The sequence below is a fragment of the Tamlana flava genome (genome assembly GCF_041287255.1).
Taxonomy (GTDB): domain Bacteria; phylum Bacteroidota; class Bacteroidia; order Flavobacteriales; family Flavobacteriaceae; genus Tamlana; species Tamlana flava.
Genome location: NZ_JBGGTX010000001.1, coordinates 737,150 through 753,784, shown reverse-complemented (window position 1 = coordinate 753,784; position 16,635 = coordinate 737,150). Strand labels below are relative to the sequence as shown.

Genomic DNA, 16,635 nt, shown 5'->3' with positions numbered 1-16,635 from the left:
TTTAAAAAGTGTAATAATCGCTATTTTTCACCGTTTGAAAAACAACTTGTTTTATAGGTTTATATTAGTATTTTTGTAACCGCAGAAAAAAAATTACACTCATGAAATCAAACTATTTTATTTCCTTATTTTTAATGTTTTTTGTTTTAACTGCTAAAGGGCAATCTAATAACGAAACCGTATTGTTTACCGTTGATGGCGACCCTGTTTATACTTCAGAATTTATTCGGGTTTACAACAAAAACCTCGATTTGGTTCAGGATGAATCACAAAAAGATGTAGATGAGTATTTAAAGCTCTTCACCAATTATAAACTGAAACTAAAGGAAGCAAAAGCGTTGGGATTGGACGAAAAACTAACGTATATAAGAGAGCTTTCCAATTACAAACAGCAGTTGGCCAAAAATTACATGTCTGATAGCAAGGTTACCGATGACTTGGTTGAGGAAGCCTATGAGCGTATGTCATATGATGTAAATGCCGACCATATTTTGGTTAAGGTTGATGAAAACGCAAGCGCGCAAGATACTTTGGAGGCTTACAAACAAATAGTAAAACTTCGTGATAGAACGCTTAACGAAGGCTTTGAAAAAGTTCGAGCAGAAGTGCACAATGGACAAACTATTTTTGGTGAAAAATTGGGTTATTTTTCTGGATTTAGAATGGTTTATAAATTTGAAAGTGCTGCCTTTAATACTGAAGTTGGTGAAATTTCACAACCTTTCCGTACCCGTTTTGGCTACCATATTGTAAATGTTTTAGACAAGCGTAAATCAAAAGGCGAGGTTACAGTAGCGCACATTATGGTGGTGGAAAAGCCAAATGACTCTTTGGCTGAAAAACCAGAAACCAGAATTCAGGATATTTACAAAAAAATTGAACAGGGCGAAGATTTTGCATCTTTGGCCAAGCAATTTTCAGATGATAAAAATTCAGCCATAAAAGGTGGTGAATTGGCGCCATTTTCAAGTGGACAGTTAAGGGCCAAGGAGTTTGAAGATGTTGCGTTTCAATTGGAAAACGAGGGTGATAATTCAAAACCGTTCAAAACAGATTTTGGCTGGCACATTGTTAAGCTAATCAACAAAAAACCGATTCCAGAATTTGAAGCCATAAAGCCAGAATTGATCAATAAAGTTAAGCGTGATAGCCGATCTAAATTAATTGATGAAGCTTTGGTAAATAAGCTTAAATTCAAATACAATGTGAGTAACGACCAACCAAATTTGGATTATTTTGTTTCTATTTTAAATGATAATTATTTTGCTAGAACATGGCGACTTCCTGAGGATTTTAAAGGAGATAAGCCATTTTTAAAAATAGGCGATGAACAATTGCTATACAAAGATTTTGGTTATTATCTGGAAAACCAACAGCGTAATACCACGCCAAGGGCATCTTTTAAAACTATTGTTTCTGATAAATATCAAAACTTTTTAAAGGAAGAGTTAATTCAATATCAAGAAGACCATTTGGAAAGTGAAAATCCAGACTATGCCGAGATAGTGGCAGAATACAGAGACGGTCTGTTGTTGTTTGATCTTATGGAAACCACAATTTGGAATTCAGCAAAAACCGATACTACGGAAATAGAAAACTATTACGAAACGAATAAAAGTAAGTACATTTCAGAAAAGCAAATTAATGCCGTTGTAGCATCTTCTGCGAAACATAAAACTTTAAAGAAAGTAGCAAAGTTGTTAGAAGAAGGTATGGCAATAGATCGTATAAAGTCTTTGGTTAATAGCAACGATGCGATTGAAGTGATTTTTACGTCAGGCATTATGGAAGCCGATAACCAAGCTCTGCCAAAGGATTTGGAGTTTAAAAAGGGCATTTCTAAAATCCTGAAACATAATGATGGTTTTGTGGTTGTTCAAATAAAGGAAGTGCTTCCAGCCGGTCAAAAATCATTTGACGATGCAAAAGGTGCTGTTATTGGTGATTACCAAAACCACAAGGAAGAAAATTGGTTGGAAGAATTGGCTGAAAAATATAAAATTGAAGTAAACCAAGAGGCTCTGGAGCGTGTAAAGGCCCAACTTAAAAGTAAATAGGTGCGCATTAAATCCCTCATATTAATAATCTTTTTGTCTCTAATGTTTTCCTGTGATTTTTTCAAGAAAACCGATGAACGCAAACCCATTGCTCGGGTGAACGAAAGTTATTTGTATGAGGGCGATATTAAAAATTTGGTGCCCGATGGAGCTTCTAAACAGGACAGTTTACTTTTGGTGCAAAACTTTATCAATCGTTGGGCAACGCAACAGCTTTTTGTTGATGGCGCATTATTGAACTTAAGTATAGATCAGCAAGAATCGTTCAATAAATTGGTGGAACAATACAAAAACGATTTATATACCAAAGCTTATATAGAGGCTTTGGTAACCCGAAACCTTGACACGACAATACCCATTGAGGAAGCCAAAATGTATTATGAAGACAACAAAGAGGTCTTCAAACTCAATGAAGAATTGATAAAGTTTAGGTACATTCACGTTGATGAGAATATGAATAATTTTAATAACATAAAGGATCGCTTTCGCCGTTATAACGCCAAGGATAAACGTGTTTTGGATTCCATTTCAATTCAATTCAAATCTTACTCGCTAAACGATTCCATTTGGATAAAGTTAAGTCAGGCCGTAAGCAAAATTCCAACGGTGACTTCCGAAAATAAAAATGAACTGTTAAAAAAATCTAATTTTGTACAGCTCAAAGATTCATTAGGAGTATATTTGATGCAGATTAATGATGTTTTGTTGCGCAACGAAACGGCTCCCTTAGAGTATGTAAAGCCAACAATAAACCAAATAGTAATCAATAAAAGGAAGTTGGACCTCATTAGAGAATTAGAAAAAGATATTACTAAAGATGCTATTAAAAACAAACAATTTGAAATATACAATTAATTTGAAACGCCTTACACTACTCGGTGTATTGATGTTAGCCTTTAATATTTCAACTTCTCAAGAAATTATTGAAGATGAAGTAGAAGATGAGGTTGCCGTGGCTGAAACACAGCCAACCGATATTCAAAATGGTAAAAAGGTAGATGGAGTTGCGGCAGTAGTGGGCGATTTTATTGTTTTGGATTCTGATGTGCAAAAGGAAAGAGACCAGATAATTGCCGCTGGTGGCTCGTTGGAAGGTGTTGACAATTGTCAATTGTTTGGTTTAATGTTGGAGAAAAAGCTATATGCGCATCATGCCATTCAAGATAGTCTCCCAATATCTGATGCTGAAATTCGAAAAAGTGTTGATTACCAAATAGAACAGTTTTTACAGCAAACCAATGGTTCTATGGAGCGGCTTTTGGAGTTCTATAACATGGATGACGAAAAAACCTTTAGGGATGAAATGTTCGAAATTAATAAATCCAATCAATTAGCGTCTAAAATGCGTGCGAAAATTGTTTCAGAAATTGAAATTACTCCTGAGGAAGTTCGTACGTTTTTCAATAAAATTCCAAAAGATGAACGGCCAACTTTTGGTACAGAACTTAAGGTGGCGCAAATTGTCGCCGAACCAAAAGTATCAGAAGAAGAAAAACAAAGAATTATTGATCGATTAAAACAGTTCAAGGCCGATATTGTTGAAAATGGAGCCAGTTTCCGTTCTAAGGCGGTGTTGTATTCTGATGATCCAGGCTCTGCAAGTCGAGGAGGAAAATATACTTTGAATCGAAAGCAACCTAGAATGGTCAAGGAGTTTAGGCAGGTGGCATTTTCATTGCAAGAAGGTGAAGTGTCCGAACCCTTTGAAACCGATTTTGGTTACCATATCATCACCTTGGAAAAAATTAGGGGGCAAGAGTACGATGTCGCACATATTCTGTTAACGCCTAAAGTGTCCGATCAAGCTATTGAAGAAGCCAAAGAGCGTTTGGAAAAAGTAAGAAAACGTATTGTTGATGGTGATATTTCATTTGCTGATGCTGCGAGGGAAGCCAGTGATGAAAAGGAGACTAGGGCAGATGGAGGTCAATTAATTAACCCAACTACACAGGACTACAATTTTGAATTGACCAGAATGGACCCAGAACTTTACTCACAGATTCAAAACCTAAAAGATAGTGAGGTAAGTTTGGTGTTTAAAGAAGAAGACCGTACAGGAAAAATAAAGTTCAAAATCTTAATGGTTACAGATAGAATCAATGAGCATCAAGCTGATTATGCCCGAGATTTTTTAAAAATCAAGGAATTGGCTCTTGAAGAAAAGAAAATAAGGGAAATTGAAAAATGGCAAGAAGAAAAAATAATGGATACCTACATAAAAATCAGTGGCAATTATAGAGATTGCCAATTTTCTAGTAATTGGTTAAAAAAATAAGTCCATGTCTGATGTAACTGCCATTGAGCAATTTGTAAAGCAATATAAAAGCTTAAAAAGCGAAATAGCCAAAGTTATTGTTGGCCAAGATGATGTGGTCAATCAAATTTTAATCTCTATTTTTTCAGGAGGACATTCGTTGCTTATTGGTGTGCCCGGTTTGGCAAAAACCTTAATGGTAAATACCATAGCACAAGCTTTAGGATTGGATTTTAAACGTATTCAATTTACTCCAGATTTAATGCCCAGTGATATTTTAGGTAGCGAAATACTGGATGAAGACCGTCATTTTAAATTCATCAAGGGGCCAATTTTTTCTAATATCATTTTGGCTGATGAGATTAACAGAACACCTCCAAAAACACAAGCTGCTTTGTTGGAAGCCATGCAAGAGCGTGCTGTTACCGTGGCTGGGCATCATTATAAACTGGATTTGCCGTATTTTGTTTTGGCCACCCAAAACCCTATTGAGCAGGAAGGAACTTATCCGCTTCCTGAGGCACAATTAGATCGTTTTATGTTTGCCATTTATTTGGATTATCCATCCTTTGACGAGGAAGTTGAAGTAGTTAAAGCTACTACGGCTGATACACAGCTAAAAGTTAACGCTCTTTTATCAGCACAACAAATTATAGATTTTCAGCATTTAATACGTCGTATTCCGGTAGCCGATAATGTTATTGAGTATGCAGTTAGTATGGTTGGCAAAACCAGACCAAATTCAGATGCAGCTCCTGAATTGGTTAAAACCTATATTGATTGGGGTGCTGGGCCAAGAGCTTCGCAGAACTTGATTTTGGCGGCCAAAACGCATGCTGCAATCCATGGTAAGTTTTCACCAGATATTGAAAACGTTCAAGCTGTGGCGCATAGTATTTTAAGGCATAGAATCATTAAAAATTACAAAGCTGAGGCCGAGGGCATTTCAGAAGAACAAATCATCCAGAGTTTATTTTAGTCAGCTTCAAATAGTTTATCTCGAAAACTATCATTTTTCTTGTTGTTTTGGAGCTGTTGCTTATGTTGGTGCATAGGTTAAAATTAGTCACTTTAATAGGTTTATTTACCAATAACCTAACGCTCACTACTTACATTTTTTAAGATTTCTGCTATTTTCTTGGCTATTACAAAAATCGATTTTTGATTTATCGAAGAAATTGAACTTGATAAATCATCATTTTTCCACCTTTTTTTTAAAAAAAACTTTAACCATATCAAATAGTAATGACACTATCATAATTTGATATTATTGCATGAGTTAATCGAAGTTTTAATTAAAAAAAATGCTTTAATTTTGGTATTTTGCAACGCTTTTGCAAAACTAAAAAAACACGAAAACGATATCAATGGCTTTTTACGATTAAGAGGACAATGGTTTTTTCTAAACAGTAGAATCTTAAAGGAAAGTCTTTAAAATTGAAAAGAAACCTAACTATGAATAACTACAACGATTACATCAAGGAAATCGAAGAAAGAAATGCAAAAGGCTTGCATCCAAAGCCAATTGAAAGTGCTGAACTACTTGCTGAAATAATAACCCAAATTAAAGATTTAAGCAATCCATACAGAGAAGATTCGCTTAAATTTTTCATTTACAATGTTGTGCCCGGAACTACCGGGGCAGCAGGGGTTAAGGCTAAGTTTTTAAAAGAGATTATTCTTGGTGATGCCGTTGTTACAGAAATAACGCCAACATTTGCGTTTGAACTGTTATCACATATGAAAGGTGGGCCTTCTATCAAAGTTCTTTTGGACATAGCTCTAGGTTCCGATTCTGAACTTGCCAAACAAGCGGCTGAAGTTTTAAAAACACAGGTGTTCTTATACGAAGCAGATACTGCACGTTTAAAAGAAGCTTTTGAAGCAGGAAATCCTATCGCGAAGGACATAATTGAGAGTTACGCCAATGCAGAGTTCTTTACAAAACTTCCTGAAGTAGAAGAGAAGATAGACATCGTTACTTTCATAGCAGGAACAGGTGATATTTCTACCGATTTACTTTCACCTGGTGCTGATGCACATTCAAGATCAGATCGCGAGTTACATGGACAATGTATTTTTGAGCACAACAAAGACATGCAGAATGCACTTTCTGAGTTGAAGGCTCAACACCCAGATAAGCGTGTGATGTTAATCGCCGAAAAAGGAACAATGGGTGTAGGTTCTTCAAGAATGTCTGGTGTAAACAACGTAGCATTATGGACAGGTATTCAGGCTAGCCCTTATGTGCCGTTCATAAACATCGCTCCAATTATTGCAGGCACAAACGGTATTTCACCAATTTTCTTAACTACAGTTGGTGTAACGGGCGGTATTGGTATTGACCTTAAAAACTGGGTGAAGAAAACGGATGCAGAAGGAAAAACGGTTTTAGATGATAACGGAGATCCGGTGTTAGAACAGGTTTATTCAGTTGAAACAGGCACTGTTTTAACCATCAATACAAAAACAAAAAAGCTATACAACGGTGATAGGGAACTGAAGGATATTTCAGCTGCGCTAACGCCACAAAAAATGGAATTTATCAAAGCTGGTGGTTCTTATGCTGTGGTATTTGGAAAAAAATTACAAACGTTTGCTGCTAAAGTTTTAGGCGTTGAAGCACCTGTTGTTTATGCGCCTTCAAAAGAAATTTCTATCGAAGGTCAAGGTCTTACAGCAGTTGAGAAAATCTTTAACAAAAATGCTGTTGGAACTACCCCAGGTAAAACGTTACATGCGGGTTCTGACGTTCGTATAGAGGTAAACATTGTAGGGTCTCAAGATACCACAGGTTTAATGACTTCTCAGGAGTTGGAAGCTATGGCGGCTACTACTATTTCTCCAATTGTAGATGGAGCTTACCAATCTGGATGTCACACGGCTTCTGTTTGGGACGATAAATCTAAAGCGAATATTCCAAAGTTAATGAAGTTTATGAATGACTTCGGTTTAATTACGGGTAGAGATCCAAAAGGAGTTTACCACGCCATGACCGATGTAATTCATAAGGTGCTTAACGATATTACCATTGACGATTGGGCCATCATCATTGGAGGAGATTCACACACGCGTATGTCCAAAGGCGTAGCTTTTGGTGCCGATTCAGGTACGGTTGCACTAGCTTTAGCTACAGGTGAGGCTACAATGCCAATTCCTGAGTCGGTGAAAGTTACCTTTAAAGGAAACATGAGAAGTTATATGGACTTCCGTGATGTGGTTCACGCTACGCAACAACAAATGTTGAAGCAGTTTGGTGGAGAGAACGTTTTCCAAGGTAGAATTATCGAAGTTCACATTGGTACCTTGACATCCGATCAAGCCTTTACGTTTACAGATTGGACCGCAGAGATGAAGGCAAAAGCTTCAATTTGTATTTCAGAAGATGATACTTTGATTGAATCTTTAGAGATAGCAAAAGATCGTATCCAAATCATGATTGAAAAAGGTATGGATAATGATAAGCAAGTGCTTCAAGGTTTAGTAGATAAAGCAAACAAGAGAATCCAAGAAATCAAAACAAGTATTAAACCAGCCCTAAGACCAGATGCCAATGCAAAATACTATGCGGAGGTTGTGGTTGACTTAGATGAAATTGCCGAGCCAATGATTGCCGATCCCGATGTAAATAATGAGGATGTTTCAAAACGTTATACGCACGATACTATTCGTCCACTTTCATATTACGGCGGAACCAAAAAAGTAGATCTTGGTTTTGTTGGATCTTGTATGGTTCATAAGGGAGATATGAAAATCTTAGCACAAATGTTGAAAAACATCGAAGCGCAACAAGGAAAAGTTGAATTTAAAGCGCCTTTAGTTGTTGCTCCTCCAACCTACAATATTGTAGATGAGTTAAAGGTAGAGGGCGATTGGGCAGTATTGGAAAAATACTCAGGCTTTGTGTTTGATGATAATGCACCAAAAGCTGCAGCGCGTACCAAGTACGAAAACATGCTGTACTTAGAGCGTCCAGGTTGTAACCTTTGTATGGGCAACCAGGAAAAAGCAGAACCAGGTGATACTGTAATGGCAACTTCTACACGTTTGTTCCAAGGGCGTGTGGTAAAAGATTCAGGAGAGAAGAAAGGTGAATCATTGTTATCTTCAACGCCAGTAGTAGTGCTTTCTACTATTTTAGGAAGAACCCCTACCATGGAAGAGTATGAAACGGCTGTTGATGGTATAGTTTTAACAAAGTTCAAGCCATCCCAAAAACAATTAATCAACGCTTAAACCTTTTTCACCATTATAATCTAAAAGCCCAAATCACCAGATTTGGGCTTTTTATATTTCCTATGACTAAGATTTTTAGTATTTTAGTAAGGAATGAAAAGTTTAACATTGAAAAATAAAAAATACATATGGCATTTGATATTGACATGATAAAAGGTGTTTATTCCACCATCGGGGAACGCGTAAATAAAGCCCGTGAGATTGTAGGGAAACCATTAACGTTGTCTGAAAAGATTCTGTACGCCCATTTATGGTACGGTAACCCAACAAAAGCATATGTAAGAGGAAAGGATTATGTTGATTTTGCTCCTGATAGAATTGCATGTCAGGATGCTACGGCGCAAATGGCGCTATTGCAATTTATGCAAGCCGGAAAAAGTAAGGTGGCTGTGCCAACTACGGTACATTGCGATCACCTCATTCAAGCGAAGGAAGGTGCTGCGGCAGATTTAAAACATGCCAACAGTGTAAGTAGCGAAGTATTTAAGTTCTTGGAATCTGTTTCAAATAAATATGGTATTGGATTTTGGAAACCAGGTGCTGGGATTATTCACCAAGTAGTTTTGGAAAATTATGCATTTCCGGGAGGAATGATGATAGGTACCGATTCACACACCGTTAATGCAGGTGGTTTGGGAATGGTAGCGATAGGTGTTGGCGGTGCCGATGCCGTTGATGTTATGGCAGGTATGGCGTGGGAATTGAAATTCCCCAAACTTATAGGTGTAAAGTTAACAGGCAAGTTGTCGGGATGGACAGCACCGAAAGATGTTATTTTGAAAGTTGCCGAAATCCTTACCGTAAAAGGAGGAACTGGTGCTATTGTTGAATATTTTGGTCCGGGTGCAACGGCAATGTCTTGTACTGGTAAAGGAACAATTTGTAACATGGGTGCAGAAATTGGGGCAACTACTTCTACTTTTGGATACGACGAATCAATGGAACGCTATTTACGTTCCACCTATAGAGAAGATGTGGCTGATGCTGCAAATGTTGTGAAAGAACATTTAACCGCCGATGCTGAGGTTTATGCGAATCCAGAACAATACTTTGATCAGGTTATTGAAATTAATTTATCAGAATTAGGGCCGCTTTTAAACGGGCCGTTTACTCCAGACTTATCTACAGAAGTGGGTCAAGCCATGGCTAAAAAAGCAAAAGCCAATGATTGGCCAATTAAAGTTGAATGGGGCTTGATTGGATCTTGTACCAATTCTTCTTACGAAGATTTATCAAGAGCATCCTCAATAGCCCAACAGGCATTGGATAAAAATTTAAAAACAAAGGCTGAGTTCGGTATCAATCCTGGTTCAGAGCAAGTGCGTTACACTGCGGAGCGTGATGGTATTCTTCAAGTTTTTGAAAAGTTGGATGCTAAAATATTCACTAATGCCTGTGGGCCATGTATTGGGCAATGGGCAAGATATAGCGATCCTAAAAACGCGCCAAAAAACAGTATCGTGCATTCGTTCAATAGAAACTTTGCAAAACGTGCAGATGGAAACCCAAACACACATGCATTTGTAGCTTCACCTGAATTAACTGCGGCCATTGCCATTGCTGGTCGTTTGGATTTCAATCCTTTAAAGGATAAATTAATCAATGAAAATGGTGAGGAAGTTATGCTGGATGAACCAACAGGATGGGAATTACCTCCAAAAGGTTTTGAGGTAAAAGACAATGGTTATTTGGCTCCTGAAGAAGATGGTAGCCATGTTAATGTTGTGGTGAAAGAAGGCTCAGAACGCTTACAGTTACTAACACCGTTTGAGCCTATTGGGGATTCAATCACTGGTGCGAAATTATTGATCAAAGCTTTTGGAAAATGTACTACAGATCATATTTCTATGGCAGGGCCTTGGTTGCGTTTTAGAGGACATTTGGATAATATCGCCAACAATACTTTAATTGGTGCGGTAAACGCATTCAACCAAAAAACAAATTTTGTAAAAAATCAATTAACTGGAGAATATGGTGGTGTTCCAGATGTTCAGCGTGAATATAAAAAGGCAGGTATTAAAACCGTAGTTGTTGGAGACCATAATTATGGAGAAGGTTCATCACGTGAGCATGCGGCTATGCAACCAAGACATTTGGGCGTGGCTGCTGTAATTGTGAAATCGTTTGCGAGAATACACGAAACAAATCTTAAAAAACAAGGAATGTTGGCACTAACTTTCGCCAATGAAAATGATTACGATTTAATTCAAGAAGATGATACCTTCAATTTTTTAGATTTAAACGAATTTGGTCCAGACAAGCAATTGACCATTGAAGTAGTGCATGCCGATGGAAGCAAAGACATCATAAAACTGAACCACACTTATAATGCTGCACAAATTGAATGGTATAAGGCAGGTTCAGCTTTAAATTTGATAAAGAAACAAAACGCTTAATTTAAAGGGTGACGATCCAAATAAAATGCTTTTAAAATCCAGCAAAAATGCTGGATTTTTTTACGTTAAACTTTATATAAAAATCTTATAATTGTATTTTTACCAAAACACCTTATCATGAATTCTAGAGCTGCTCAGCTTAAAGCCTTTGATAGATTATTAACCATTATGGATGAACTTCGGGAGCAGTGCCCCTGGGATAAAAAGCAGACGATGGAAACTTTGCGACACCTAACTATAGAAGAGACTTACGAACTCGGCGATGCCATTTTGGATAATGATTTGGAGGAGGTGAAAAAGGAGCTTGGAGATGTACTGCTTCATATAGTATTTTACTCAAAAATTGGCAGTGAAACCAACGACTTTGACATTGCTGATGTTTGCAACAGTATTTGTGATAAATTAATCAGCAGGCACCCCCATATTTATAGTGATGTTAAGGTGGAAAACGAAGAAGATGTAAAACGAAATTGGGAAAATTTAAAGTTAAAAGAAGGTAAAAAAAGCGTTTTGGAAGGGGTTCCAAATAGTTTGCCGGCGTTGGTTAAAGCAAACAGAATTCAAGAGAAAGTGGCAGGAGTTGGTTTTGATTGGGAAGCACCAAATCAGGTTTGGGAAAAAGTGGAAGAAGAGTTAAGCGAACTAAAAGAAGAAGTTGAAAACGGAAACAAAGACGCTATAGAAAGTGAATATGGTGATGTGCTGTTTTCAATGGTTAATTATGCCCGTTTTTTAGGCATAAACCCTGAAAATGCATTAGAACGTACCAATAAAAAATTCTCAAAGCGATTTCAATATCTAGAGAAAAAAGCAAAAGCGCTCAATAAACCATTAAAAGAAATGACCTTGGCTGAAATGGATGTATTTTGGGAAGAAGCCAAGCGATTACCAAAATAAGGAATTGGAAAATCTGTGATTTTCAAATTTCCAACAGGGAAGAAGCCAAGCGATTACCAAAATAAGGAATTGGAAAAACTGTGATTTTCAAATTTCCAACAGGGAAGAAGCCAAACATTCCTCAAAAATGATATTTTAATTAGATATTTGTTTTTATTCAAGAAAGATATATTGTGGTATTAAAATTAATTAATAATGTTTATTTGTGTTTGGAGGTTTTTGCGTTGTTTGCACAAATGGCTTGGACCCAAAATATTGCACCTACATTAACGGCAATTGGCAATCAACCATATTGTCCACAAAGTGAGATTAATATTGTTACCGATTTTAACGTTGTTGACCCTGATGATACTGAGATTGAGGCATTTTATATACAAATATCAACGGGTTATGTATTAGGAGAGGATTCTTTAATTCTCTTAGGGGCTCATCCAAACATTGTTTCTTCATGGAACAGTCTTGAGGGTAAATTAACATTAACTGGATCAACTTCAATCGAGGTGAGTTATGTTGATTTTATTGCGGCGATAAAAGATATTGTTTTTCAAAGTACGAGTAATAATCCTTCGGATAAGGTTTTTTCAATAACTATAGGAGATGCCAATTACTTACCATTAACCGGTCATTATTATGAATACGTTCCAGCCTATGGTATTACATGGGCGGATGCTAGAGTGGCGGCTGAGAACTTAACTTATTTTGGCCTGCAAGGCTATTTGGCAACCATACTTTATCCAGAAGAAGCTCAATTGGCAGGTGAACAAGCTCCAGGTGCTGGTTGGCTGGGAGGATCAGATGAAGAAACTGAAGGTGTATGGAAGTGGGTAACAGGACCAGAATCTGGCACAGTTTTTTGGAATGGGGGTAATAATGGCTCAACTCCAAATTATGCAAATTGGAATATCAATCAACCGGATAATGCTCATGGTGGTCCAGGAGAGGATTATCTTCATATAACCGATCCATCTATCGGTATCAGGGGTGCATGGAATGATTTAAGAATTGCGGGAGATCCTCCAGGACCGTATCACCCCAAGGGATTTATTGTGGAGTATGGAGGAATGCCAGGAGATCCTATTATAAATATAGCGGGCAGTACAAGTATTTATACACCATCAATTATTGATAGTTCACCTGGAAGCGTTTGTGGTAGCGGAACGGTTAATTTATCGGCAACTGCTTCTAGTGGAGATGTTTTGTGGTTTGATGTCCCAACAGTAGGGACGCCATTATTCAGTGGTCAAAATTTTACAACTCCTGTTATAAATACAACAACAACCTATTATTTGTTGGCCTCAGAAAATGGATGTGAGGACGGTGTCAGGGTACCTATAGTTGCAACGGTATATGAAGAACCAACATATCAATCAAATATTGCCTTCACCAATTGTGACGCAGATAGTGTCCCAAATGATGGCTTTACCGATTTTAACTTGGAAGAGGTTAATGATATTATAACGAGTAATAATGCTTATGGGCTTTATTTTTCCTATCATCTAACTTATCTAGACGCAGATTCAAACACAAACAATATAACATCTCCCAACTCATATAATAATTCTAATGGCAATACCATATATGTTAGAATATTTAATGATTTAGGTTGTCATGTCGTATCCACCGTTAATTTGCAAATAACAACAACCTCTTTTTCACCAAACTATTTTGAAGTGCTTCAATCATGTGATGATAGCACCGAAGATGGCTTTTATGGATTTGATTTGGGGCAAATGTCGCCTTTGTTTATCTCCCAGTTTCCTTCGGGACAAAATTTAAGTGTGCATTATTTTGAACATTTGGAAGATGCCCAATTGGAACAAAACGAAATTCTTCAGCCTAATAATTATGTAAACACTGAACCTTTTTTACAGACTTTATACGTTCGTGTTGAAAGTGGTGATAACGGTGGCTGTTTTGGAATTGGTCCACATTTGATTCTAAACGTTCTTCAAAGGCCAGAATTTGAAGTAGATAATTCCGCATTTTATTGTTCCAATGCTCAGCCAATAAGAATTCCTGTAGTTAATGCAAAAGGCAATTACGCCTATGAATGGCGCGATGAAACGGGAAATATTATAAGCACTGAGTCTTATGCCGATGTATTTTCAGGAGGCTCGTTCAACGTAATAGCTAGGTCTTCTTTGGGGTGCGAATCGTTTCCAGTTAGTTTTTCTGTTGCAGAATCTAATGTTGCCGAAATAACTTTGGAGGATTTAACCATTGTTGATGCATCCGAAAATAACACCATTACCATAAACAATAACAGCAATAACCTTGGAATTGGGGATTATGAGTTTGCCCTTGATGACGAAGACGGATACTATCAAGATACTCCTTTTTTTGACAGAGTTCAACCAGGATCCCATATGATTTATGTAAGGGATAAAAGCGGTTGCGGCGTAACGTCAATAGAAGTTTTTATACTTGGTTTCCCTAAGTTTTTTACACCAAACAGTGATGGTTATAATGATTTTTGGCAGGTTGAAGGTTTAGGTTCAGATTTCAATACCAACGAATCTAAAATAATTATTTATGATCGATATGGAAAACTAATCAAGCAACTTACGGCCAAGAGCGGAGCTTGGGACGGCACTTTAAACGGACAGCTCCTTCCAAATTCTGATTATTGGTTTGTAGCTGAGTTGGTGAAACTATCGGGTGAATTGAAAACCTATCGCGGACATTTCAGTTTAATTAGGTAAAGAAACTAAATCAATACAATTCTTTTATTTTACTGAGTTTATTTTTCCAAAGTTTTAAGGATTCCTTGTGTTCCTTAATGTTATTTTTTACCTCCTTTACAACCGGGTTGTCGTCCTCTACATTGGTAAAGAATTGCAAATTGTTTTCCAATTGATTGATTTGGCTTTTTACTTCATCAATTTTTTTGCGGATAAATGCACGTTCATTGTCTAAATTTCTGCTATCCTCAGAGGCATTTAAAACATCAAGTTTGTTTTCAAACTTAATCATTTCAACCTCATTCTTGGCCATTTTTAAACCAGTTAGAAGTTCGTCAATGGTTTTTTGGAATTTACCTTCAATAAAACGTTTGTCGTTAGGAACTTTGCCCAGCTTTTGCCATTCGCTAATCTGCTCCTTTATGAGGTTTACACTTTCGTCTTTGTCTTTCGGCAATTTCAAATCTTTTAATTTGTCCAAAAGCTCATTCTTTTTATTATAAGCTTCAACTTGTTCTTTGCTGGCGGCATTTCGTTTGGCATGAATACGGTCAAAATAATGGTTACATGCTACTTTAAAGCGTTTCCATATTTTGTCACTATCTTTTCTAGGCACATGACCAATTTTTTTCCAATCGCTTTGGATTTTCTTCATCAGGGGAGTAACTGTTTCAAAATCCTCACTATCCTTGTTGTCTTCAGCTATTTTGATTAAATCGAGTTTTAATTGAAGATTGTTGTACTGGTCTTTTTTAAGCCCTTTGTAAAATGCATTTTTTTGTCTGTTGAAGGTTCTAACAGCTTCCTTGAATTTTGCCCAAGTATCTTCGTTTACTTTAATGGGAACCTTGCCAGCATTAAAAAAAGCATCTCGTAATTGTTCAACAACCTTAATTTTCTTTTGCCAAGCACCGTGTGTATTGCTTTCTTGACCAGTTGCAACATCAATTTGGGAAATAATTTCAAGCTTTTTTTCCAGATTCTTTTCGTAGACTTTATCTATTTCTTGGTAATAAAGTTGGCGTTTGTCATTTATAATTTTGGTTGCGGCCTTGAAGCGTTCCCAAATTTCTTCCCTATGCTCCCTGGCTACAGGACCCAACTCTTCTTTCCACATTTTGTGCAATTCCTGTAACTCCCTAAAAGCGTGCATCACGTTGTTATCTTTGGCTAATTCTTCTGCACGCTCAATAATAAGTAGCTTTTTTTCAAGATTATGTTTAAAATCAAGATCTCGTAAATCCCTGTTTAAATGCAAAAAGTCATAAAACATTTCTACATGGTGGTGGTAGCTGTTCCAGGCGTTGTTGTATTTGTCACGCGGAATTGGCCCCGTATTTCTCCAGCGTTCTTGTAATTCTTTAAAATGCTTGTAGGTGGTGTTTATGTTTTCTTCAACATCAATTAAGCCTTTTAATTCTTCAATAATCTCTAACTTATCAGCGAGATTTTGCTTTAAGTTTTTCTCTAAACTTTGGTAATGTTCATTAAGTTTTTTTCTGTATTCTCGGTATGCTGCTTTAAACCGTTTTTGAACGGGTGAAGAGTAATAAAAGTCCATTTCATGGCCGCCATCGTTTATAAAATCTTCTTTTTTCTCGTCAATTAATGCCTGAAATTTAGTTTTGAATTCTGAATTTATACTGTTTACATGGTTCCTAATGGCTTGTACCTTTTCATTTTTTAATAGCCTTTCCAGTTCAATGGCCAGAGCTTCCAATGACATGGTGTCGTATTCTTTTACCTCAATTTTATGTCTGTCTTTGTTGCCCTCATCTTCTGCATCTTCTGCGTTAGACTCCTCGATTTCATTCAGAACCTCGTCGTGTTCATGTGAATTTTTGATAGAATCCGTCTTCTCATCTTCAACTTTTTCTTCAGCAATTTCAGCGACTAATTCGTTGGATTCTGCATCTGTATGAGATGTTTCTTCAACGGCTTTGTTGGTATCCAATCCCGTCGAATTCTCGTTGAGATTAGTTTCTTCAGCTCCTTCTGCATTCTGCAGTTTATTTGTGTCAGACATTTTAAAAATGTTAAGGTTCATTTCACTTATTAGAACTTTAAAGATACTAACAAGTAAAGTATTTACAAAGAGGTTGAAGATTTTTAGT

Annotated in this window: 9 protein-coding genes; 8 read left to right on the top strand and 1 reads right to left on the bottom strand. The window is 36.9% G+C overall.

What is annotated here, in order from left to right:
• The first annotated feature begins 101 nt into the window (after positions 1-101).
• The 8 genes from ACB104_RS03230 (at position 102) to ACB104_RS03195 (ending at position 14,542) form a co-directional block, all read left to right on the top strand.
• Positions 102-2,057, top strand: coding sequence for a peptidylprolyl isomerase (locus ACB104_RS03230; protein ID WP_370476837.1), 1,956 nt, complete (start codon positions 102-104; stop codon positions 2,055-2,057).
• A gap of 42 nt (positions 2,058-2,099) precedes the next feature.
• On the top strand, positions 2,100-2,912 hold the full coding sequence (locus ACB104_RS03225) for a peptidyl-prolyl cis-trans isomerase (RefSeq protein ID WP_370476836.1): 813 nt from the start codon (positions 2,100-2,102) through the stop codon (positions 2,910-2,912).
• Positions 2,875-4,332: a peptidylprolyl isomerase gene (locus tag ACB104_RS03220; RefSeq protein ID WP_370476835.1), complete on the top strand. Its 1,458-nt coding sequence runs from the start codon at positions 2,875-2,877 to the stop codon at positions 4,330-4,332. The genes ACB104_RS03225 and ACB104_RS03220 overlap by 38 nt, the downstream gene beginning before the upstream one ends.
• 4 nt (positions 4,333-4,336) lie before the next feature.
• Entirely contained in the window at positions 4,337-5,290 is a 954-nt protein-coding gene (locus ACB104_RS03215) for an AAA family ATPase (RefSeq protein WP_370476834.1), read from the top strand.
• A 476-nt stretch (positions 5,291-5,766) separates the two neighbouring features.
• Positions 5,767-8,547, top strand: a complete 2,781-nt coding sequence (locus tag ACB104_RS03210; protein WP_370476833.1) for a bifunctional aconitate hydratase 2/2-methylisocitrate dehydratase — start codon at positions 5,767-5,769, stop codon at positions 8,545-8,547.
• A gap of 128 nt (positions 8,548-8,675) precedes the next feature.
• Positions 8,676-10,943 (top strand): aconitate hydratase, encoded by a 2,268-nt coding sequence (locus ACB104_RS03205; protein ID WP_370476832.1) that lies wholly within the window; start codon positions 8,676-8,678, stop codon positions 10,941-10,943.
• Positions 10,944-11,060: 117 nt separating this feature from the next.
• The gene (mazG, locus tag ACB104_RS03200) at positions 11,061-11,840 is read left to right on the top strand and encodes a nucleoside triphosphate pyrophosphohydrolase (RefSeq protein WP_370476831.1); all 780 of its coding nucleotides are present in this window, start codon (positions 11,061-11,063) and stop codon (positions 11,838-11,840) included.
• Between the two features lie 173 nt (positions 11,841-12,013).
• A complete protein-coding gene (locus ACB104_RS03195; protein ID WP_370476830.1) occupies positions 12,014-14,542 on the top strand; it encodes an FIDD domain-containing protein in 2,529 nt (842 codons plus the stop codon).
• A gap of 10 nt (positions 14,543-14,552) precedes the next feature.
• Here ACB104_RS03195 and ACB104_RS03190 read toward each other — a convergent pair whose 3' ends face one another.
• Complete coding sequence (locus tag ACB104_RS03190; protein WP_370476829.1) at positions 14,553-16,547, bottom strand: DUF349 domain-containing protein; 1,995 nt, start codon at positions 16,545-16,547, stop codon at positions 14,553-14,555.
• Positions 16,548-16,635: the final 88 nt, after the last annotated feature.